Raw genomic sequence first — 20,763 nt, 5'->3', positions numbered from 1 at the left:
ATGTTATATTTTCGTAGCATAAAATAAGCTTTAGCGTGATTTTATCGGGAAGATATAAGGCTGTGCGGGTGACTGATGTTTACTGTTTGCGATACAGACTCATCAGTGCGACAATTGTAATGTCAAGTGTAAATACAAAGGAACTCGCTATGGGCACAATTAACATTCGAATCGATGATGACCTGAAGACACGATCCTATGCTGCGCTCGAAAAAATGGGTGTGACTCCTTCTGAAGCGCTGCGCCTGATGCTTAAATATATTGCAGATAATGAACGTCTTCCCTTTAAGCAAACGTTACTCAGTGACGAAGATGCGGCGTTAGTAGACATAGTTAAAGAACGCCTGCGAAACCCTGAGCCTGTCCGGGTCACACTGGATGACCTTTAATGACCTGGCAACTGGAGTTCGATCAGATGGCACTGAAAGAGTGGCGCAAGCTGGGCCCGACAGTACGTGAACAGCTTAAAAAGAAGCTGGCTGAGTGTCTTGAGTCACCCAGAATTGAGGCGAACAAACTCAGCGGGATGCCTGACTGCTATAAGATCAAGCTAAAGTCATCCGGTTATCGACTTGTATACCAGGTTATTGATGACCGGGTGGTGGTTTTTGTGGTGGCTGTCGGGAAAAGAGAGCGCTCAGAGGTTTATTCTGCCGCTTCCAGGCGTCTCTCTTAAACAGGAGACTTCACCGCTAACAAACAAAGCGGCGCTATTTCTGTTTATCTGTCACTCTGCTGGTTCCAGTGCTGTTCGCAGCGCTCCCGAGCTTCGGCAGGCAGGTCACGTAAGTCTGGGAGCGTGTCGCCGGAACCGTAGCCTATTGATCCCCTCGCTTCCTGCTGTTCATCCTGCGTGGCGAACGTGATTTTCTCATCCAGCTGCTGCCAGCTATCACCCTGCGACAAATTAAAATCAGTCTTATCAATACTTTAATTCTGTGCATTTGCATAAACGAAGCGGGCGACTATGCTTGCAGGTGTGACTAGCTAGTCCTTTTTATCTAATGGAACATTGATATGAGGTCTTCCTATGACACAACAGAAATACAGAGGTGGTGCCGGCAATTTTGCCAACGATCCAGAACGGGCGAGTGAAGCTGGCAGTGCAGGAGGCAAGGCCAGTGGGGGCAATTTCAAAAACGATCCTGAAAAAGCCAGGGAAGCCGGTCGGAAAGGAGGCAAAATTAGTCGCCGTCCTTCTAAGTAATTCTGAATAAAGCGCTTTAGGACGTATTACGCCATGGAATGGCATCTATTCCAATAAGGTTCATCATGCCCCCTCTTTTAGCCTTAATGCCTCTCTGACCAGGGTAAAAGCGGGTGAATGTTGCTTGCGGCTGGGATAGTAGAGGTAATAGCCGGGAAACGGCTCGCACCAGCGCTCCAGCACGCGGATCAAGGTGCCCTGCTCCAGCCCTTCAGCGACTTCCTGCTCAGGCAGGAAAGCGATCCCCAGCCCGGCGAGAGCCGCTTCTGCAATGTGTGCCGAAGTGTTGAACGTCAGCTGTCCATCCACCCGTACATTTAACGGCCCCTCTTCACCGTCAAATTCCCAGACGTACAACCCACCCGCTGTCGCCTGCCGCATATTAATGCAGTTGTGATGCAGCAGATCCTGCGGAACCTGCGGCGCAGCATGACGACGAAAGTAGTCGGGCGTGGCCACCGCAGCCATCCGTAATGGCGGGCTTATCGGCATCGCCACCATGTCTTTATCAATGGTGTCTCCCATCCTGACCCCTGCATCAAATCGATCGGCCACGATATTGCGTAAGCCATGATTAGCATCGAACTCAAGCCGGATATCAGGATAAGCCGCCAGCAATGGCGTCAGCTTTGGCATCAGGAGTGAGCTCAGAATATGCGGCCCGCAGGTGATCCGTACCGTGCCGGCTGGCTTGTCCCGCATCGCGGTCAGCATATCCAGTTCCGCCTCAATTTCATCGAATCGGTTGCCAATCGCCTGGATTAACCGTTCACCCGCCGCGGTCGGTGAGACGTTACGGGTCGTGCGGGTAAGCAGCCGAATCTCCATCCGGTTTTCCAGCGCGGTAATGGTCTGACTTAACGCGGGCTGCGTCACGCCCAGCAGCGCTGCCGCGCGGGTAAAGCTGCCCTCACGCGCCACGGTAATAAAAGCCTGCAGGTCATTCATGTTGCGCTTCATACTGCACTCCCGCCGATAGATTTATAAGTTCTGGTTATAACCCCATTAAGGATTCATTAGCTAGTCAATATAAAGCGAAACAGTAAAATTTCCTGAGTTCATCAGCACCGCAAACAATGAAACAGGACACAACATGACTTCCACGGAAACAACTGACTGTTCCCCCCGGCATAAAGAAGCGCACTGGGGTGGTGTATGGGCAATGACGCTGTGTGTATTCGCGCTTATCGCCTCTGAATTCATGCCGGTCAGCCTGTTATCGCCGTTATCACAAGATCTGGCGGTCAGCGAAGGTCTGGTCGGACAGGGCATCGCTATCTCCGGCGCACTGGCAGTGATCACCAGCCTCTCAATAACCCGCATCGCAGGGAACCTCGACCGCAAAATTCTGTTGCTGGCGCTCACGCTGGTAATGGCACTATCCGGATTGATGGTGGCGATGGCACCCAACTATCTGACTTACATGACTGGCCGGGCATTGATTGGCGTGGTGATTGGCGGTTTCTGGTCGATGTCAGCGGCGGTCGCTATCCGGCTGGTCCCCTCCGGGCAGGTGCCGCGCGCGCTGGCCATTTTCAACGGCGGCAATGCGCTGGCGACGGTTATCGCTGCACCGCTGGGCAGCTATCTCGGTGCTGTCATTGGCTGGCGCGGGGCTTTTTTCAGCCTGGTGCCGGTAGCCTTGATCGCCCTGATCTGGCAAACGTTCACGCTGCCATCGATGCCGGTCAACTCGGCCCGGCAGCGCAGCGGAAAAATTCTGCAGCTGCTGCGTTCGCCGCTGGTTACGGTGGGTATGACCGCCTGCGGCCTGCTCTTTATGGGCCAGTTCACCCTGTTTACCTATCTCCGTCCGTTTCTGGAAACCGTGACGCAGGTTGACGTTTCTGCGCTGTCGCTGGTGCTGCTGACCATTGGTGTCGCCGGCTTTATCGGCACGCTGATTATCAGTGCTGTTTTGCAGCGCGGATTCTATCTGACCCTGATGATCATCCCGTTGATTATGGCGCTGGTTGCGCTGCTGCTCATGGTGTTCGGTCATCACCTGTTGCTGGTGGCGCCACTGCTTGGCATCTGGGGACTGGTGGCAACAGCGGCACCAACCGGATGGTGGGCCTGGATCGCCAGAACCTTTCCGGATAATGCCGAGACCGGTGGCGGATTAATGGTGGCCATCGTACAGCTGTCGATTGCTTTGGGGTCGACGCTGGGTGGCCTGGCCTTTGACCATGCAGGCTGGCAGACCACCTTTGCCATCAGCGCCACATTACTGGTCACTGCCGCCGGACTGGCGATGATCACCGCCCGTAAGGAAAGCGCTGCCTGATAGCAGATGTGTTGTTTAACCGGGCAACCCGTTGCCCTCATGTCGTCAACCCCGATAAGGATCTTCTTATGAGAGCATTAACCCTGATGTTTGGACTGTTGATCAGTTCACTTGCGGCCAGCGCTGCCGATATGTCACGCGGCGCCGATAACTTTTATCAAAGCGAGAAAGTCACCCGCGAGAAAGTCACCTTTAAAAACCAGTATCAGATGGGTGTGACCGGCATGCTGTACAGACCAAAAGAGGCCGGTAAAACGGCGCGCCTTCCGGCGATTGTGGTAGGTCATCCGATGGGCGCAGTCAAAGAGCAGAGCGCCAGCCTCTATGCGCAGAAAATGGCTGAGCAGGGATTTGTTACCCTGGCAATTGATCTTTCTTTCTGGGGCGAAAGTGAAGGCCAGCCGCGCAACGCTGTCTCTCCGGATATCTATGCCGAAGACTTCAGCGCCGCCGTGGATTACCTGGGTACCCGCGAATTTGTCGATCGCGACAGGATTGGTGTGCTGGGCATCTGTGGCAGTGGCAGTTTTGTCATCAGCGCAGCGAAGATTGATCCCCGCATGAAAGCCATTGCTACCGTCAGCATGTATGACATGGGGTCAGCCAACCGTAATGCGCTGAATAAAAGCCAGACACTGGCGCAGCGTAAGCAAATCATTGAAGCGGCGGCACAGCAACGCTATGTAGAGTTCACCGGGGGTAAAACTGAGTACACCAGTGGTACACCACATAAAATCGATGCTGATTCGCCTCCGATAGCCAAAGAGTTCTATGATTTTTACCGGACGCCTCGCGGTGAGTTCACACCGAAAAACAGTTCAGCTGCGCTCACCACGCACCCGACGCTCACCAGCAACGTGAAATTCATGAACTTCTATCCGTTTAATGACATTGAGACCATCTCACCGCGCCCGATGCTCTTCATCACGGGTGATAAAGCGCATTCACGCGAGTTCAGCGAAGATGCGTTCCAGCGTGCGGCACAGCCCAAAGAGCTCTATATCGTGCCTGATGCAGGCCATGTGGACCTTTATGACCGCACTGACCTGATCCCGTTTGCGAAGCTGACCGCCTTCTTTAAACAGCATTTGTAATCTTCCGCTAATCATTGATCCCAGCCCGTCTGCAGCCGCCTGCAGACGGGCTTTCTGCGTTATTGGCCTTTGCGATGGCGGGTCAGGTAGTGCTTCACCAGCACAAAGAAGAGCGGAACAAAGAACAGCGCCAGTACCGTACCTGCCAGCGTACCGCCGATGATACCGGTACCGATGGCGATGCGGCTGTTAGCACCGGCGCCCGTCGCCACCGCCAGCGGGATCACCCCGGCGATAAAGGCCAGCGACGTCATCATAATCGGCCGCAGACGGGTTCGCGCTGCCTGCAACGCAGCCGCACTCAGCGAACTTCCCCGACGAACCGCATCCTCCGCAAATTCGATGATCAGTATCGCGTTTTTGGAGGTGAGTCCGACCGTGGTCAGCAACGCCACCTGGAAGTAGATATCGTTGCTTAATCCGCGCAGTGCCACCGCCAGCACGGTACCCAGCACGCCGAGCGGCACCGCTAACAGCACGGAGAAAGGCACCGACCAGCTCTCATACAGCGCAGCAAGACAGAGGAAAACCACCAGAATCGAGATCGCATACAGCGTGGTTGACTGCCCGCCCGCCTGCTTCTCCTGCAGCGAAAGACCGCTCCATGCCCCTGTGGTCCCTGCCGGGAGTTCATTGGCCAGTCGCTCAATGGTGTTCATAGCATCGCCGGAGCTGAACCCTTCGGCGTTCTGCCCCTGTATTTCGTAGGAGGCAGAGCCGTTGTAGCGGTTAAGGCTTTCGGGTCCCATGGTCCATCGGGTCGAGGCAAACGCCGAGAAAGGCGTCATGGTGCCTTCACTGTTACGGATGTACCATTTATCCAGATCCGAAGGTGATGAGCGATACTGACCGTCGCCCTGCACATAGACCCGCTTTACCCGACCCCGGTCGATGAAGTCATTGATATAGGCACCGCCCCAGGCGCTGGTCAGCGTATCGGTAACGTCATCCAGCTGCAGTCCCAGTGCCACCGCTTTGCTGGTATCAATATCGACCTGCAACTGCGGCGTTTGCGGCAGGATATTGGCCCGCACGCCGAGCAGTTCCGGACTTTGCGCTGCGCTTTGTAGCAGCTGATCGCGCAGGTTGCCCAGTTGCTCACGCGTGGTGCCACCGCTGGCCAGCAGCTCATAGGTAAAGCCGTTGTTCTGTCCCAGACCCGGCACCGACGGCGGCGTCAGCGCAAAGATCTGCGCGTCCCGAATCGACGCCAGCGCGTAGGTGGCGCGCCCGGCAATCGCTTCGGCAGAGTTTTCACTACCCGGTCGCTGATCCCAGTTCTTAAGCTTGATAAACGCCATACCGGCATTCTGCGCAGCACCGCTGAAGTTAAAACCGTTGATGGTGAAGACCACATCAATATTCTGTTTCTCTTCAGTCAGGAACCAGTCAACAATCTGCTGATTGACTGCCTCAGTGCGGCTGGCCGTGGCACCCGCTGGCAATGTTGCCTGAAGCATGATGCTGCCCTGATCTTCAGTCGGAAGGAAGCTGCCCGGCAAGCGGGTAAACATTACAAACAGCACAACGCCCATTGCCGCATAAAGCGATACCATGATCAGCGGACGGCGCAGAGTGCTCACCACTTTGTGACGATACTGGCGCTCGGTGGCGGCATAAAAGCGGTTAAAACCGCCAAAGAAGCCTTTACGATGGGGTGAGGTCGGCCGCAGCAACATGCCACACAGTGCAGGCGTCAGGGTCAGTGCCACCACCACGGAGAAGGTCATGGCGGCGATGATGGTGATGGAGAACTGCCGGTAAATCACACCGGTCGACCCGGCGAAAAAGGCCATAGGCAGAAATACTGCGGAGAGCACCAGCGCGATAGCCACCAGCGCGCCGGAGATCTCTTTCATCGACTTTTCCGTTGCCTCACGCGCCGGCAGACCTTCGTCATGCATAATGCGTTCGACGTTTTCGACGACCACGATGGCATCATCCACCAGCAGCCCGATGGCCAGCACCATAGCAAACAGCGTCAGGGTATTGATGGTGTAGCCGCACAGCGCCAGTACGCCAAAGGTTCCGAGCAGTACCACCGGCACCGCCAGCGCCGGGATCAGCGTCGCACGGATATTCTGCAGGAACAGGTACATCACCACTACCACCAGCGCAATCGCTTCGATCAGGGTGATCACCACATCCTCAACGGAGATTTTGATGAAGTCAGTGCTGTCGAGCGCATAAGCCACCTCATAACCTTCCGGCATTGAGTGGCGATACTCTTCAACTTTGTTTTTCACCAGCGTCGCGGTGGCCAGCGCATTCGCGCCCGGCGCCAGCATCACACCGACACCCGCCGCAGGATGCCCGTTGAGTCGGGTGGTCATGTCATAGGATTCGCCGCCCAGCTCCACCCGCGCCACATCACCCACGCGTACGATGGCACCGCTTTTGTCACTTTTAACGATGATGTTTCGGAACTGATTCGGCGTCTGCAGTCGCGACTGCGCTCTGACCGTGGCGGTGAGCTGCTGATTATCAGGCGATGGCAGGCCGCCGATTTTACCGGCTGAAACCTGAATGTTCTGCGAGCGTATCGCCGCCGACACATCGGAGGGCTGCAACGCAAAGGAGTTTAGTTTGAAAGGATCGAGCCAGATGCGCATCGCGTACTGACCGCCGAACACCTGGATGTCACCGACGCCTTCGGTCCTGGCCAGCGGCTCCTGCATATTACTGACCAGCCAGTCACCGATATCCGTGCTGTTGCTTTTGCCCGTGGTGTCATACAACCCCATCACCAGCAGGAAGTTTGACTGCGATTTGGTCACGGTAACACCAAGCTGCTGCACTTCGCTGGGCAGACGGGAGAGCGCCTGCTGCACCTTGTTCTGCACCTGCACCTGAGCCGTGTCCGGATCGGTGCCCTGACTGAAGGTGACGGTAACCGACACATTCCCCTGTGAACTGCTGCTGGAGGTAAAATAGAGCAGATTATCCAGCCCGGTAAGCTGCTGCTCGATCACCTGCGTGACGCTGTTCTCCAGCGTCTCTGCAGAAGCACCGGTGTACGTTGCGCTGATATTCACCGAAGGCGGCGCAACATCGGGATATTGTTCAACCGGCAACAGGGTAATGGAGAGCGCGCCAAGCAGCATGATTAAAATGGCAACAACCCATGCGAAAACGGGACGATAAATAAAAAAACGAGAAAACATCAGCGGGATCTCTTCCTTTTGGGCGGGTGCAAAACCTGCATTCCTGCAGGCTAACAAACAGCGTTGATTATAGGGTGTAACCTCAGGCTGAACATCCTGACGTGATCTTTTCTTAAGGCTGGCTGATCGTACCGTGACGCTGCATTTTCGATTTATCGCGGATTTAACTGTGCTGACATCCGATGTGGGCATCAAAGAGAAAGCCGATCCATAACGAATCTGCTGATGCATTAAGCAAAATGGTGAGCCCTGACTATTCTCAAATAAAGGATATTGATCAGGAGAAAACCATGAAATTTTTCTACTTCGTTTCGCTTATCGCCTCTGCCCTCTATTTACTGGCCTTCCTGCCTAAACTCCGCACCCGTCGTGAACCCATAGCCTACTGGGGATGCTGGACTTATCTGGGTGCTAACGCCATTTTCTGGGCCGTTTATGGTGTCATGCATTACATTTGATGTCATTTTTTAAGCAAAGCGGTAAACAGGGATGTTTTGGGTGCTATCCTGCTGATTAATTGGGTTAGCGTGAGCGGGAGCTTAGAGATATATCATTTTTGAGTTTTCATCACAGCGACAGGATTTTGTGCCTTCTCACAGGCCCGGCAGTTATTCAGGATTGCGAGACGTGCTGGAAAAATCATATAAGGCGGCTACGCGGATTTTCAGCTAACCCTCTGGATTTTAAAGCCTCCCGTCCCTCGGAACACGATGATTTCTTCTTCTGTTCCGTTATGGGATATATTGGCATCACTATCGTGAAATTTTCTCTGCATAACAGGTTATCCCGGCAATGGCTTTGATCCCTAAAAACTACACGCGGCTGGAAAGCGGCTACCGTGAGAAAGCACTTAAAATCTATCCGTGGGTGTGTGGACGCTGCTCACGCGAGTTTGTTTATTCAAACCTGCGCGAACTGACGGTTCACCATATCGATCACGACCACACCAACAACCCGGAAGATGGCAGTAACTGGGAGTTGTTGTGTCTCTATTGTCATGACCACGAACACTCAAAGTACACCGAGGCTGACCAGTATGGCACCCGTGTAGTGGCTGGCGAGGACGCACAAAAAGATGTCGGCGAGGCTACCTACAATCCCTTTGCTGACCTGAAGTCGATGCTGAATAAGAAGAAGTAATGACTGAACTGTCAGGCTGGCCGACCTGCCTGACAGTCTCGCTTGCCGAAGAGAATCACAATGTCTGGCCGCGGCCAGAACGCAGTGTAGTCCGTCGTGCCAGATGCCACCCTGGCCAGACTCAGCGCGATATGAATCTTTTACCAGCCGGTTATTTCAGATTTTGATATCAGTTATGGCCGGGAGAACCGTACGTCAATCCCCCCCTCACCGACACGCTTTTTGAGGCTATCTGTCGACAGCACCTTTCCTATTGGCGTGTAGCTATAGGAGCTCTGGAATGTCTCGTAAAAAAGAACCAGCGTCTTATTGCCATACAGCATCACATCGCCCTGCTGGATCGTGCCGGGTTTATGCGGATCGCTATTAAGAGCAGCAGGCAGGTCTGCAAACTTCTCATTGCCGTTCAGCTCCTCCATCGTCATGGTCAGCGGGAGTTGCTGTACAAATGCTTTCGCGGTGGCGTTATCAGCCAGCGCAATCTCATACGACTGATGGTTGATCGTCATAATAATCTTCATGGGACGCAGCTCTCCTGCCCGAACCGGGCCACTGGCTTTAACGGGCATCAGACTATAGGTGGAAAGTAAAACCAGCAAAAGTAAGGCTCTTTTCATAAGGTTGCTCTCCGGATTATGGCGCATCTGTTCAGACATGGAGTGCGTTACTGCGATCGCCGTCCAGCCCTGAATAAACTGGCTCACTTACCCGCCGTTATCTGATGGTAAAGATTTATCCTTCACCCTTTCGCTGCACCATCACCCTGTCGGCGGAACTCGCGCGCCGCTTATTCTGCAACAGCCCGGATGCGCTGCGCTTCATCTGATGTGCTGAACTGATTTGCGGCTTACGTTTCGGGCAGTCGAAACATTTTGAGAAATATTTTCCCTGAATAACAGCCGGTTTCCACGTTGTTGCAACTATTTCTGTACCAGGCTTAACAAATAACAACAGAGACAATGTGGAGCATTATGAAAGAGCAAAATCGCACAAATGGCATCGCTCCTTATGGGGGTGCCGCCGGAGGCTGGGGCGCATTGAAGGCGGTTGCCGATGCTATCCGCGGCCAGATGTCTGTGAAGCAGGATGTGATCGCCCTGTTTAAAGTCAACCAGCCACAGGGCTTTGACTGTCCGGGCTGCGCCTGGCCGGACCCGCAACATGCCTCATCTTTTGAGTTCTGCGAAAACGGCGCAAAAGCCGTCTCCTGGGAAGCGACCAGTAAGCGCACCACACCGGAATTTTTCGCCGCTCATACCGTGACTGAACTGTGGGAGCGCAGCGCACTGCATCTGGAGGGCGAAGGCCGCCTGACCCATCCGATGAAGTATGATGCCGCTACGGATACCTATCAGCCCATCGAATGGGAGACGGCGTTCCGGGAAATTGGAGAGCATCTGCGCAGCTACGACGATCCGGACAGCGTAGAGTTTTATACCTCGGGACGCGCCTCCAATGAAGCGGCGTTTCTGTGGCAACTTTTCGCCCGCGAATATGGCACCAATAACTTCCCCGACTGCTCAAATATGTGCCATGAACCGACCAGTGTCGGGCTGCCGGAGTCAATTGGCGTCGGCAAAGGGACGGTAGAGCTGGAAGATTTTGATCACTGCGACCTGGTGCTTTGTATCGGTCACAATCCAGGTACCAACCATCCGCGCATGCTGGGCACGCTGCGGGAAGTGTCGAAACGCGGTGCCACTATTGTGGCGATCAACCCGCTGCGTGAACGTGGCCTGGAGCGCTTTACTTCGCCGCAGAGCCCGATTGAGATGCTGTCAATGAGCTCCACTGAGCTGGCATCGACCTACTACAAGGTCAGGGTGGGCGGTGACGCAGCGATGTTGAAAGGGGTGATGAAGATCCTGCTCACTATGCACGAGGAGGCGCTGAGCAAAGGCGAACCCGGCGTCATTGATGAAGCATTTATTACTGAGCACACTGAAGGCTTTGACGCCCTGAAAGCCGACCTGGAAAGCACAGACTGGGAGCATATCCTGAAAGTCTCGGGCATGGCGCGTGAGGAAATCCAGCATATCGCCCGGCTCTACGCCAGCGCTGAACGTACCATCATCTGTTATGGCATGGGAATTACCCAGCACCAGTACGGCACTCAGAACGTGCAGCAAATCGCTAACCTGCTGCTGATGCGCGGCAATATCGGCAAGCCGGGTGCAGGTATTTGTCCGTTACGCGGTCACTCCAATGTGCAGGGCGATCGCACAGTGGGCATCACAGAGATCCCGCCGCAGTCGCTGCTGGATGGCATAGAGAGGGTGTTTGGTTTCCGCCCGCCGCAGAAGCATGGTCACGGCGCCATTGAGGCAATAAAGGCGATGCGCGACGGCAAAGCCAAAGCGTTGCTGTGTCTGGGCGGCAACCTGGCGGAAGCGATTTCCGATCCACAGGTCACGTTCCCGGCGATGCGCAATCTTGATCTGGTGGTACATATGGCGACCAAACTGAACCGCTCGCACCTGTTACTGGGTAAACATAATTATCTGCTGCCGGTGCTGGGCCGAACAGAGACCGATGTTCAGGCAACCGGCGCGCAGAGCGTCACCGTGGAAGATTCGATGTCGATGGTGCATGCCTCACGCGGTTCGCTGGATCCCGCCTCACCCCATCTGAAGTCTGAACCGGCGCTGGTCGCCTCACTGGCGAAGGCAACGCTGCCGGACAGCGTGGTTGACTGGTCGGCCATGGCAGCCGATTACAGCCGCATCCGCGATTCCATTGAAGCGGTGTTCCCGGCGTTTGAAAACTTTAATGAGAGGATTAAGCATCCGGGTGGATTCCGGCTCTATAACGCCGCATCAGAACGGGTCTGGCTCACACCATCTGGCCGTGCGCAGTTTAAAGTGATGCAGGGCATCAATGAAGATCCCCGCTCGCTGAAGTGCCATGATCTGGTGCTCACTACCCTGCGCAGTCACGATCAGTACAACACCACGCTTTACGGGCTGAATGACCGCTATCGTGGCGTGACAGGCCGCCGCGATGTGCTGTTTATCAATGCAGAAGAGGCGGAGAAGCGACAGTTACGGGTCGGTGACCGTGTCGATCTGATGGCGCTGGACCCGGATGGCAATCCCACTTCGCGCCAGATGAAAAACCTGACCATCGTGATTATTGATATGGCCCCAGGTTCGGTCGGCGCTTACTACCCGGAGGCCAATGTGATGGTTCCGCTTGACAGCCACGATACCAAAAGCGGCATTCCCGCCTATAAAAGCATTCCGATATCCATGACTCGTGTAACTGAAGAGACCCGGACGACCTCAGGCGTTTTACGCTAGTCAGGCGTCTCAATACGTGAATGTTGCCAGCGTGGCCGGTGCTCCGGTCACGCTGTTTTCATTGTTGCGCCCTGAAGTTTTATCGATCCTCTCTGCCTGCTTTACCGCCTGTAAAGCACCCGACGTGAAGCAAGCCTGACGGTAACATCATATACACTACAGTCCTGAAAACGGCTCTATAAACGATCGACTCTTTTTTGCCTGCGCAGATGTTCAGCGCCCTACCGGAAAAATGCCATGTTTCACCTGATTTTCAGCTTACCCAGCTGGTATGTAATTGCGCGCGTCATTATTCCTTTGTCCCTGCCACTTGTCGTAAAGATCCTGCTCTCCGCTCTGGTGCTGCTGGCGTCACAATATCTTCTGGTGAGCCGTTTTACCTCGGGCGGGATCTTCTCCGCTGAAATGCCCCGCATCATCATCATTCTGTTTAACTGGGCGTACAGCACCGTGCTGCTGCTGGCGCTGCTTCAGATGCTGATGGATGCGGTTATGCTGATTGCCCTGCTGTTGCGTCATCCGCTGGAGCTGGTTCCCGGTGTTCGCTATCTGGCCGTTGTGCTGGCGATGGGACTGGCTGCCTTTGGCGTTCAGCAGGCGATACGCGTGCCGCCAGTCAAAGAGGTGACCCTTGCGCTGCCCAACCTGCCCGCTGAGTTCGATGGCTATCAGCTGCTGCAGCTGACCGACCTGCATATTACCCGGTTGTTTAATGCGGCCTGGACCGCCGCAATGGTTGAAAGGGCAATGTCTCTCAAAGCCGATCTGATTGTGGTCACGGGCGATGTGATCGATGGCAGTCTGGCGCATCGACGACAGGACGTTGCGCCGCTGCACGGGCTGGCAGCGCCTGACGGCGTATGGGCTATTACCGGCAACCACGAATATTTCTTCCATCAGGCAATCTGGACGGCGCATCTGGCCTCACTGGGTCTGCAACCTCTGCTCAACAGCCATACCGTTATCCAGCGCGGAACTGCAAAGCTGGTGATTGCCGGCCTGCCGGACGCCTCCGCACCCGGCAGAAACGCGGTCGGCCCGGATCTGGCCCACGCGCTGGAACAGGCACCTGAAAACGCGCCGGTAATCCTGCTGGATCACCAGCCACGCAATGCACGCCAGAACGCAGCGCAGGGCGTGGATGTGCAGCTCTCAGGACATACGCATGGCGGACTGATTATCGGGCTGGACAGGTTGTTTGCTAAACCTAACGCCGGGTTTGTTTCCGGGCTTTATCAGGTCGGCGGAATGCAGCTCTATGTGAATAACGGCACGGCACTCTGGCCAGGCATGGCGGTGAGGCTGGGTCGTCCCTCAGAACTCACCCGGATTACCCTTCGCCGCCAGCCGTAGTCGCGTGAAGAAATAGCCTCAGGAAAGTGCGGTTTTCGCAGGTGTGCATAAGATTGAGTGAGACAAAGGAGATCACCATGACGATGTTATGTACCGCCTGCGGAACGGCTTATCCCGCTAATTCCACTCATCAACATTGTAAAATCTGTGATGATGAGCGCCAGTACGTTCCGGCCGCTGGTCAGCGCTGGATCGCGTTTGATGAACTGCGCGCCAGTCACGCCAATAAGTGGACGGCCCATAGCGATGCGCTGTTAAGTCTTAAAACCGTGCCTGAGTTTGCCATCAACCAGCGCGCTTTTCTGCTGCGCACTCCGCACGGCAACGTGCTGTGGGACTGCATTGCCAACCTTGATGATGCCACCTATACGCTGATCGCGGCGCTGGGCGGCATTGATGCTATCGCGATTTCACATCCGCATTACTACACCACCATGCAGGAGTGGGCTGAAGCGTTTAATGCGCCCATTCATCTGCACGCCCGCGATCGCCAATGGATTGTGCGGAAGAGTCCGCATATCCAGTTATGGCAGGGCGAGTCGCTGACGCTGATGCCCTCTGTGACGCTGTTACGGCTGGGCGGCCATTTTCCCGGCGGCAGCGTGCTGCACTGGGACGAAGGAGAAGGGGTGATTCTGGCGGGTGATATTATCCAGGTCACGCCGGGTGCGCATGGCGTGTCGTTTATGTGGAGCTACCCGAATATGCTGCCGCTGTCAGCCGCTACGGTAAGCGACATACTGCATCGGCTCTCCGGCGTCACATTCGGGCAACTGTATGGCGCGTTTGAAGGGCAGGATATCCATCAGCAGGCAAAAGAGAAGGTGATGCGGTCGGGAGAGAAGTATCTGGCCTGTCTGCAGGATCATCAGGCCTAGCAGGCTATAAACGCTGAGAAGAGAACAGCCGCCCACAGGCGGCTGTTTAACACCATTATGCAGTCTGGAACACCGCAACCATCGTACGTAACTGCCCTGCGCGCGCGGCGAGTTCATCAGCTGAGGAGGCCGACTCTTCAACCAGCACGGCGTTCTGCTGCGTCACCTGGTCCATCTGGTTTACCGCAATATTGACCTGCGAGATGCCACTGCTCTGCTCTTCGGATGAAGAAGTGATGTCGCGCATCAGCTGAGAGGTCTGTTCAATGGCGCTGACGCTCTGTTTCACCTTATCGCCTGCGTTCTGCGCCATGGCGATCCCTTCCTGCGCGTGGCCGACCGACTGCTCAATCAGACCCTTGATCTCTTTAGCTGCACTGGCTGAACGTTGTGCCAGTGCCCGCACTTCCGATGCAACAACCGCAAAACCTTTACCCTGCTCACCGGCGCGTGCCGCTTCCACGGCCGCATTCAGTGCCAGAATGTTGGTCTGGAAGGCGATACTATCGATCACCGAGGTAATCTCTTCAATTTTACCTGAGCTGCCACGAATTTTGTGCATGGTCTCCATCACCGAATCCATTGCTGCACCACTGGAGAGTGCAGCCTGCGTGGCAGATTCCGCACGGGCGGAGGCAAAGCGCGTGTTATCCGCGTTCTGCTGAATGATTGCCGCCAGCTGCTCCATGCTGGCAGCCGTTTCAGCCAGTGAAGCCGCCTGTTGCTCGGTGCGTGACGACAGATCGCCATTGCCACGGGCAATCTCTTCTGAGGAGTTGGCGATGGTGGCCGCGTTACCTTTGATATCCGACACCAGCTGAGCAAGGCGCTGCTGCATCCGCATCAGTGCATTCAGAAGCTCAGCCATCTCATTACTGCCGGAAACGGCCAGCTGTGCCGTCAGATCACCTGCCGCGACGCGGCTGGCAACTTCGACCGCTTCTTTAACCGGCCGGGTCACTGAACGGGTGATCATGACGGCCAGCAGAATGGCCAGCAACGCGACGGCAAACAGACCTGCCAGTAACAGATATTGCGCATAGCGGCGTTCCTGGATCTGCGTCTGCATCATTCCTTCCAGACGATGGCTGGTTTGTTCACCCAGCTCGCCGTAACGGTTAATCGCCTGGGTAAAGATCCGTACATAGTCAACCGGCGTCACGCTGGCGTGACCGCTGACAAAGACACTATCAGCCAGATTCAGCGCACTCAGCGCCTGCTGGTTCGCATCCTGTGCCAGATTGCCAAAGGTGGTTTTAAGATCTGGCTCAATGGAAAATACTTTATCCATGTTGCCGCTAAACTGTCTCAGCGCCGTTTTGCCATAATCAAGCTGAAATGCCATGCGGCTGCGATCGGCATCCGACACATTCCCACCCGCAATCAGCGACGTGCCGCTAGCACGAATCTGTCCCAGCGTTTCAGTCAGTTGCGGCAGGCGACTAAAGATACTGACAATCAGCTGGTAGGTATTCAGATCGGCATCCAGCGATAGCTGATAAAAATCAAGTACATCCTGGTTCGTATCGAGTAGCACCTGAATCAGCTGAGCATGTCGCGTCAGGCTGGTTGCCAGGGTCAGTTTGCCCGCGTTAATATCGTTCTGCAGCTGGCTCCACTCCTGATTAACCCGCTCCAGCCGCTTCAGCGGCTGCGCCTGCTCATTATTCTGACGTAATTCGTCAGCAATCGTCTGAGATAAGCGATTAACCTCACTGACCAACGCCATACGTGGCGCGTTATCTGGCTTGTTCAGCGAGATAGCGATCGCACTTTCCGCACGGTGCCGCTGCAGCAGGTTCAGCAACTTGAGCACCTTTCTTTCGACCGGTATACCGGTCAGTTCCACATTCTTTGTATCAATAAGCTGGTTGCCCGTCTGAATAAACAGAAAGGTGGGTAAAATAAACAGCACCAGCGCAAAGGATCCGAGTAACAGGAATTTCGCTGGCAAATTAATCCGGTCGAGTATTTTTTTCATTCTTTTCCGCTCTGATGTGTGAGACGTGCAGGTGTGTAGCGCACGAAATAGCTTTCGTAATATTATTTTTACCGTTTCTTTGACATAGCCAGAGATGCCTCATGCAGCACAATGTCGCTATGAAGAAAGGAGTTTCGTATAAAAATCAGAAGTACATATAACACGGAAGGGAGTATAGATTGCGCTGCGTTATTTTACAGTGAATAAAATGACAATATTTACTTCAATATTCACCTAAGCCAAACTTGAAAAATACCCTTAAAAATCATAAAATTGAAATAAAAACACCTGGCAATAAGCATTAAGCCACAAGCCTGACTTCAGCGTTATTGTTTTGAAGATAAAGAAATTCAAGTTGCGTCATGAATAGCCGATAACTGACATCCTGCCTGTATCTGACTCATTATCACCAGACTATCAAAACAAATATCTACGCCCGGCAAATTCTAATTTAAACCTTATAACCCTAAAGAGTTACCTGCACTTTTATAATGAAATCGATTTCATTTTATTTCAGAAAAAGTCGTTTATTTATTCTGATTAATGATAAAAAAAAGCCCCCACATTGTGGAGGCCCTTAAGTTACTGCTCAACCATTAAAAACTTTCCCAGTTCGCCTTAGTCAGGTCGATGGTCTGCTGCTCAGGCTGCTTTGTGTGTAATACCGGACGCCGTACTGCAGCGGTCTGCTGCGACTGCACTGCACGGTGATTGCTTTCCAGCTTAAAGGTCGCCACCAGTCCCGACAGCGTTTCTGCCTGCTCCTGCAGCGACTTAGAGGCGGATGAGGCCTCTTCCACCAGTGAGGCGTTCTGTTGCGTCACTTCATCCATCTGACCAATGGCCTGATGAACCTGTTCAATGCCTTTACTCTGCTCAGAGGTAGCCGCCGCAATCTCATTGACCAGATCGGCCACCTGCTGAATCGCCTGACGGACATTTTCACTGTTAGATCCAACGCCGCTGGCCTGCTCTAAACCGTGTTCGACCTGTGAAACCGATGTTGAGATAAGATCCTTAATTTCACGGGCGGCAGAAGAGGAGCGCTGCGCCAGATTACGCACTTCAGAGGCAACAACAGCGAAGCCGCGACCATGCTCGCCCGCACGCGCTGCCTCGACTGCCGCATTCAGCGCCAGAATATTGGTCTGAAACGCGATGCCTTCAATCAGTCCGGTAATTTCAGAGATTTTGGCAGAGCTGGCGCGGATTTCATCCATGGTACTGAGCATCTGCTTCACCGCCGTCCCATTCTGGATTGACATGTGATTCGCGTTATTTGCCAGGCTGCTGGCCTGTTGCGCACCCTCTGAGTTCTGTCGCACCGTTTCGCTCAGTGTCGCCATGCTGGCTGAGGTTTGCTCCAGTGAAGCCGCCTGTTCTTCCGTGCGTGCAGAGAGATCTTCGTTGCCCGCCGCTATCTGCGTTGATCCGGTACTCACCGATTGCGCGGCGTGACTGACGGAAAGCAACGTGCCGGAGACGCGTGCCAGCAGCTGATTAAATGCCATCGCCGTTTTGCCGATCTCATCCTTACTGCGGACCTCCGCGGTATGAGTCAGGTCGAGGGTATGACTCACCTGCGTCATGGTATTGACCATGCCTGAGAGGCTCTTTTTGATGCCGAGAATCACCTTAGTGGAGAAACCGGCCAGTATCAGAATAAGCAGCAGCGATCCGCCAGACATCGCCCACAGGGTCTGGCTATAAACGCGCTTGTTCTCCGCCCTGAGCTGTTCGCCAATATCGATATTCAGCTGAATCTGACGGGTGAAATCCGCTTCCATCTTACGGGATGCGGCACCAATACCGCCCTCACTCTGCAATAATGGCAGCGTGACCGCATCATTATGGGCGCGTGACGCGGCAAGAAATGCCGGCAATGCGCTGCGGACCGCATCCAGATTTTTATAGGCCTGTTCCGTCATCGCCTTATCTTCATCGCTGGAGATGTCGTTAGCCATGTAGTAATCATTGAGCGACTTAATCTGCGTAAGCAGATTCTCAATGCGCTCTTCCGCAGCAGGGAATTTTGCCGCATCGCTGGTGCTGTGGTGGCGATAAAGCGCAATACCCAACTGATTGGTCACGCTGATCGATTTATTGAGATCGCGAATGCTGGGTATTGCGTTCATCTGTACATATTCAAAGCGGGATTGAAAGCCCGAAATCACTGATAAAGAGATAATCACCAGCGCAATCAGTGACATTGCAAGCAGTGAGAAAATCAATACCAGACGTTGTGTAATAGTCATACTTGCCCCCGGCAAAAAAAGAATAATCTGGACATAATTTAAAGTTGGATCGTTCTTATCGGCTCTTGTCTGCAGGGCTTTAATTAAGCATGGCGAATATATTTTTTTATTTTTCCTTGCGAATGGTACAGAGTGAACTAGCCAGAACACTACTCTGCCATTTATTCATTTTTATTTTGACACACCTTTTTACATTTCATCATCTGAGATAAATTTGCCACATCTCCTGTCAGAAGATTTCCATTGCCGGATGGCCACAATGACGCGGAAGCAGCCATTCATTTGAATCTGATAATTAGCCCGCTAATTCAACAGCGATGCTGACGATAATTGTTAAGGAAAAGGCGATTTAAATTCGTGGGATACCGTCGCAGACGCAGCAAAGGCAGGGCTTGTAAAGCTGAAGAGCTGAAGGGGTGAAAAACCAGCATGACAGTCTGTCATCAGATTTTCTGATAAGAGGATGACTGGCTACCTGTCAGATAACAGGCGACGGTAGGAGATTTTAGCCTTTTGTGTCAGGGCCAGATTAAATCAGTGAAATCGCTGGCGGAATGCTGAATCTGGTCTATGCTCACTGGCCCGACCAGGCTTTAGTCTGTTGGGTAGCAATAACGCTTAAAATAAAAAAAGGTAGTCGTCATGGATTTAGCCACATTTGAAACCAGAACCGGTCTTTGGCCACACATGCAGTTTACGGATGTTGAATATGAAGTGTGCAGCGCAGGTGTAGAGATCTATGCCATTGATGTCAGTCGTCAGACCAAGAGCAAGCTATTTATCTGTCGTGTCACCAACGAGCAGCAGGCAGCGTCGCTAACGGCACAGTTCAAAGAGTGGTTGCCGAAGTTAAAGCTTAAAAAACGCAAAGTCGCATTGAATCTGGCGCGCATGGCGTGCGAGAAGAGCTTCCCCGCGAATCCTAAATTCCAGGATCGGTCTGACATGCGTCGGAACACATCCAGGCTCTGATGCCTGCTTCAGCCTGCACCTGTTACAGCGGGCAGGCTGAAACGCTTTCTTATCCTGTCTGCGCTGCGGCACGTTTTAATCACGCGCCGCAGGCACCTGGAACAGCCGACATTCTCCGGGCTCAATTGAGATATCACTGAAAGTCGTGATATGCATCTCGATCCAGGTATTCGCGGCCCGAAGCGTGTGAGGTGAGTTGCGTTGTTCCAGTTCAGCCACAAAATCCCGGGTACTCACTGTGCACTGACCGGTATTATCCCGCCTCATCGCTTCTCTGAATGCTGACCAGACCTCATCATCCTGTGACATCTTTACCCCACACCGGCTCTCAATCGATAATATGCTGTATATATAAACAGTACAATTATTCGCTTTAAGGGTCAAGTCTGCTCTGTTTACCAGTCTCAGATCGCTAAGCAATGGCTTAATTGTGGCCATTTATAGCAGAAGCAGCAGCCGAAACAGGACTTTAATCCTAATCTTAGAAATCGTTTTCATATCTGATTAAGGTATTGATTTAAATAGCCATTGAATATTGTTAGCTTTTTAATTGTTTGATATCTAATTAAAAAAAGAGTTAACCGTAGCGGCATAAACATCGTTTTTGCCCTATCTTTGAATGGCTCTGTAATGAAATCCACTTATTTTACAGAGCGATCTGACTCCTACCCTTGCCCCCTTTTACAGGGGGCACTTTTTTCAGATAAGGCAGATATCAACATCTGATTGTCTCTGCAGACCGACAACGTTCATGCGTTGCTGACTACTGTGCTGATGACGTTAAGGGAGTGTCTGGAAAAGTGGTTGATTTGTAACCTGATAATTCATTGGTTGTGCTGACATCGCCTGAAGCCTGAAACAGTGGATTGAATCTCAAAACAATTTTCCGAAATAGCAAATAAACGGATTTTTACCCGCTTAAAAGCCTCGCCAGAATGACGTGGTAAGGAGAATAAAAAGTGCGTAATAATCTGGCAATATCAGATTGACCAGCGCCTCACCAGGGAAGCTGTAACGTTATAATAATGCGCTATATCTGCTGTTCGCCCCCGATTTTATGGGGGTTTTTCTTTTCCCTTCATTTCTATGCCCGGTTATTGCCGCACTGCGATCTGATGTCCTGATTGTCGAAT

The 20,763-nt window shown here is 53.3% G+C and carries 18 protein-coding genes; 11 read left to right on the top strand and 7 right to left on the bottom strand.

Going from position 1 to position 20,763, the window contains the following annotated elements; translation table 11 throughout:
• Positions 1-149 precede the first annotated feature (149 nt).
• Together ACO6VX_RS13670 and ACO6VX_RS13665 are read left to right on the top strand one after the other, a co-directional pair.
• The gene (locus ACO6VX_RS13670; RefSeq protein ID WP_422431635.1) at positions 150-389 is read left to right on the top strand and encodes a type II toxin-antitoxin system RelB/DinJ family antitoxin; all 240 of its coding nucleotides are present in this window, start codon (positions 150-152) and stop codon (positions 387-389) included.
• Positions 389-676: a type II toxin-antitoxin system RelE family toxin gene (locus ACO6VX_RS13665; protein ID WP_422431633.1), complete on the top strand. Its 288-nt coding sequence runs from the start codon at positions 389-391 to the stop codon at positions 674-676. Before ACO6VX_RS13670 ends, ACO6VX_RS13665 begins: the two co-directional genes overlap by 1 nt.
• Positions 677-720: 44 nt before the next feature.
• Here ACO6VX_RS13665 and ACO6VX_RS13660 read toward each other — a convergent pair whose 3' ends face one another.
• Positions 721-906 carry a hypothetical protein gene (locus tag ACO6VX_RS13660; protein WP_045139850.1) on the bottom strand — a complete coding sequence of 62 codons (186 nt, stop codon included), beginning with the start codon at positions 904-906 and terminating at the stop codon, positions 721-723.
• 124 nt (positions 907-1,030) lie between these two features.
• Here ACO6VX_RS13660 and ACO6VX_RS13655 point away from each other — a divergent pair, with 124 nt between their 5' ends.
• Positions 1,031-1,207: a general stress protein gene (locus ACO6VX_RS13655; RefSeq protein WP_010257023.1), complete on the top strand. Its 177-nt coding sequence runs from the start codon at positions 1,031-1,033 to the stop codon at positions 1,205-1,207.
• 63 nt (positions 1,208-1,270) lie between these two features.
• Here the strand turns inward: ACO6VX_RS13655 and ACO6VX_RS13650 are convergent, their stop codons facing one another.
• Positions 1,271-2,167: a LysR family transcriptional regulator gene (locus tag ACO6VX_RS13650; RefSeq protein ID WP_010257019.1), complete on the bottom strand. Its 897-nt coding sequence runs from the start codon at positions 2,165-2,167 to the stop codon at positions 1,271-1,273.
• A gap of 202 nt (positions 2,168-2,369) precedes the next feature.
• On the opposite strand from ACO6VX_RS13650, the gene ACO6VX_RS13645 reads away from it, so the two are divergent.
• Positions 2,370-3,494, top strand: a complete 1,125-nt coding sequence (locus tag ACO6VX_RS13645) for an MFS transporter (RefSeq protein WP_010257016.1) — start codon at positions 2,370-2,372, stop codon at positions 3,492-3,494.
• A 68-nt stretch (positions 3,495-3,562) separates the two neighbouring features.
• Positions 3,563-4,588, top strand: a complete 1,026-nt coding sequence (locus tag ACO6VX_RS13640; RefSeq protein ID WP_422431630.1) for an alpha/beta hydrolase — start codon at positions 3,563-3,565, stop codon at positions 4,586-4,588.
• Between the two features lie 59 nt (positions 4,589-4,647).
• On the opposite strand, the gene ACO6VX_RS13635 is transcribed toward ACO6VX_RS13640, so the two are convergent.
• Entirely contained in the window at positions 4,648-7,752 is a 3,105-nt protein-coding gene (locus ACO6VX_RS13635) for an efflux RND transporter permease subunit (protein WP_129063443.1), read from the bottom strand.
• Positions 7,753-8,042: 290 nt separating this feature from the next.
• Between ACO6VX_RS13635 and ACO6VX_RS13630 the strand changes: the two genes are divergently transcribed.
• Together ACO6VX_RS13630 and yajD are read left to right on the top strand one after the other, a co-directional pair.
• Entirely contained in the window at positions 8,043-8,210 is a 168-nt protein-coding gene (locus ACO6VX_RS13630; protein ID WP_009093121.1) for a hypothetical protein, read from the top strand.
• A 334-nt stretch (positions 8,211-8,544) separates the two neighbouring features.
• Positions 8,545-8,892 (top strand): HNH nuclease YajD, encoded by a 348-nt coding sequence (gene yajD, locus ACO6VX_RS13625; RefSeq protein ID WP_003850685.1) that lies wholly within the window; start codon positions 8,545-8,547, stop codon positions 8,890-8,892.
• Positions 8,893-9,065: 173 nt separating this feature from the next.
• On the opposite strand, the gene ACO6VX_RS13620 is transcribed toward yajD, so the two are convergent.
• Positions 9,066-9,596, bottom strand: a complete 531-nt coding sequence (locus ACO6VX_RS13620) for a cyclophilin-like fold protein (RefSeq protein WP_242462820.1) — start codon at positions 9,594-9,596, stop codon at positions 9,066-9,068.
• Positions 9,597-9,863: 267 nt separating this feature from the next.
• Between ACO6VX_RS13620 and ACO6VX_RS13615 the strand changes: the two genes are divergently transcribed.
• From ACO6VX_RS13615 to ACO6VX_RS13605, 3 genes are all read left to right on the top strand, one after another.
• Positions 9,864-12,191 carry an FdhF/YdeP family oxidoreductase gene (locus ACO6VX_RS13615; RefSeq protein WP_422431626.1) on the top strand — a complete coding sequence of 776 codons (2,328 nt, stop codon included), beginning with the start codon at positions 9,864-9,866 and terminating at the stop codon, positions 12,189-12,191.
• Positions 12,192-12,428: 237 nt separating this feature from the next.
• On the top strand, positions 12,429-13,544 hold the full coding sequence (locus ACO6VX_RS13610) for a metallophosphoesterase (RefSeq protein WP_422431624.1): 1,116 nt from the start codon (positions 12,429-12,431) through the stop codon (positions 13,542-13,544).
• A 77-nt stretch (positions 13,545-13,621) separates the two neighbouring features.
• Complete coding sequence (locus ACO6VX_RS13605; protein WP_422431622.1) at positions 13,622-14,422, top strand: MBL fold metallo-hydrolase; 801 nt, start codon at positions 13,622-13,624, stop codon at positions 14,420-14,422.
• Positions 14,423-14,477: 55 nt separating this feature from the next.
• Here the strand turns inward: ACO6VX_RS13605 and ACO6VX_RS13600 are convergent, their stop codons facing one another.
• Both ACO6VX_RS13600 and ACO6VX_RS13595 read right to left on the bottom strand, forming a co-directional pair.
• Positions 14,478-16,403, bottom strand: a complete 1,926-nt coding sequence (locus ACO6VX_RS13600; RefSeq protein ID WP_422458181.1) for a methyl-accepting chemotaxis protein — start codon at positions 16,401-16,403, stop codon at positions 14,478-14,480.
• A gap of 596 nt (positions 16,404-16,999) precedes the next feature.
• Positions 17,000-18,658 carry a methyl-accepting chemotaxis protein gene (locus tag ACO6VX_RS13595; RefSeq protein ID WP_060678839.1) on the bottom strand — a complete coding sequence of 553 codons (1,659 nt, stop codon included), beginning with the start codon at positions 18,656-18,658 and terminating at the stop codon, positions 17,000-17,002.
• A 642-nt stretch (positions 18,659-19,300) separates the two neighbouring features.
• Here ACO6VX_RS13595 and ACO6VX_RS13590 point away from each other — a divergent pair.
• Positions 19,301-19,630, top strand: a complete 330-nt coding sequence (locus ACO6VX_RS13590; RefSeq protein WP_010256979.1) for a hypothetical protein — start codon at positions 19,301-19,303, stop codon at positions 19,628-19,630.
• A 75-nt stretch (positions 19,631-19,705) separates the two neighbouring features.
• Here ACO6VX_RS13590 and ACO6VX_RS13585 read toward each other — a convergent pair whose 3' ends face one another.
• Positions 19,706-19,939, bottom strand: a complete 234-nt coding sequence (locus ACO6VX_RS13585) for a hypothetical protein (RefSeq protein WP_010671950.1) — start codon at positions 19,937-19,939, stop codon at positions 19,706-19,708.
• Positions 19,940-20,763 lie beyond the last annotated feature (824 nt).

It is taken from the genome of Pantoea sp. BJFS-204, from assembly GCF_049310725.1.
Lineage (GTDB): Bacteria > Pseudomonadota > Gammaproteobacteria > Enterobacterales > Enterobacteriaceae > Pantoea > Pantoea agglomerans.
This window is presented reverse-complemented; position numbering and strand designations above follow the sequence as displayed.

Coding starts and splice junctions, on each gene's coding strand:
- ACO6VX_RS13645 (WP_010257016.1), top strand. CDS start 2,370: ATGACGCTGTGTGTATTCGCGCTTATCGCCTCTGAATTCATGCCGGTC.
- yajD (WP_003850685.1), top strand. CDS start 8,545: ATGGCTTTGATCCCTAAAAACTACACGCGGCTGGAAAGCGGCTACCGT.
- ACO6VX_RS13665 (WP_422431633.1), top strand. CDS start 389: ATGACCTGGCAACTGGAGTTCGATCAGATGGCACTGAAAGAGTGGCGC.
- ACO6VX_RS13640 (WP_422431630.1), top strand. CDS start 3,563: ATGAGAGCATTAACCCTGATGTTTGGACTGTTGATCAGTTCACTTGCG.
- ACO6VX_RS13635 (WP_129063443.1), bottom strand. CDS start 7,752: ATGTTTTCTCGTTTTTTTATTTATCGTCCCGTTTTCGCATGGGTTGTT.
- ACO6VX_RS13595 (WP_060678839.1), bottom strand. CDS start 18,658: ATGACTATTACACAACGTCTGGTATTGATTTTCTCACTGCTTGCAATG.
- ACO6VX_RS13585 (WP_010671950.1), bottom strand. CDS start 19,939: ATGTCACAGGATGATGAGGTCTGGTCAGCATTCAGAGAAGCGATGAGG.
- ACO6VX_RS13630 (WP_009093121.1), top strand. CDS start 8,043: ATGAAATTTTTCTACTTCGTTTCGCTTATCGCCTCTGCCCTCTATTTA.
- ACO6VX_RS13610 (WP_422431624.1), top strand. CDS start 12,429: ATGTTTCACCTGATTTTCAGCTTACCCAGCTGGTATGTAATTGCGCGC.
- ACO6VX_RS13655 (WP_010257023.1), top strand. CDS start 1,031: ATGACACAACAGAAATACAGAGGTGGTGCCGGCAATTTTGCCAACGAT.
- ACO6VX_RS13605 (WP_422431622.1), top strand. CDS start 13,622: ATGACGATGTTATGTACCGCCTGCGGAACGGCTTATCCCGCTAATTCC.
- ACO6VX_RS13670 (WP_422431635.1), top strand. CDS start 150: ATGGGCACAATTAACATTCGAATCGATGATGACCTGAAGACACGATCC.
- ACO6VX_RS13615 (WP_422431626.1), top strand. CDS start 9,864: ATGAAAGAGCAAAATCGCACAAATGGCATCGCTCCTTATGGGGGTGCC.
- ACO6VX_RS13600 (WP_422458181.1), bottom strand. CDS start 16,403: ATGAAAAAAATACTCGACCGGATTAATTTGCCAGCGAAATTCCTGTTA.
- ACO6VX_RS13590 (WP_010256979.1), top strand. CDS start 19,301: ATGGATTTAGCCACATTTGAAACCAGAACCGGTCTTTGGCCACACATG.
- ACO6VX_RS13650 (WP_010257019.1), bottom strand. CDS start 2,167: ATGAAGCGCAACATGAATGACCTGCAGGCTTTTATTACCGTGGCGCGT.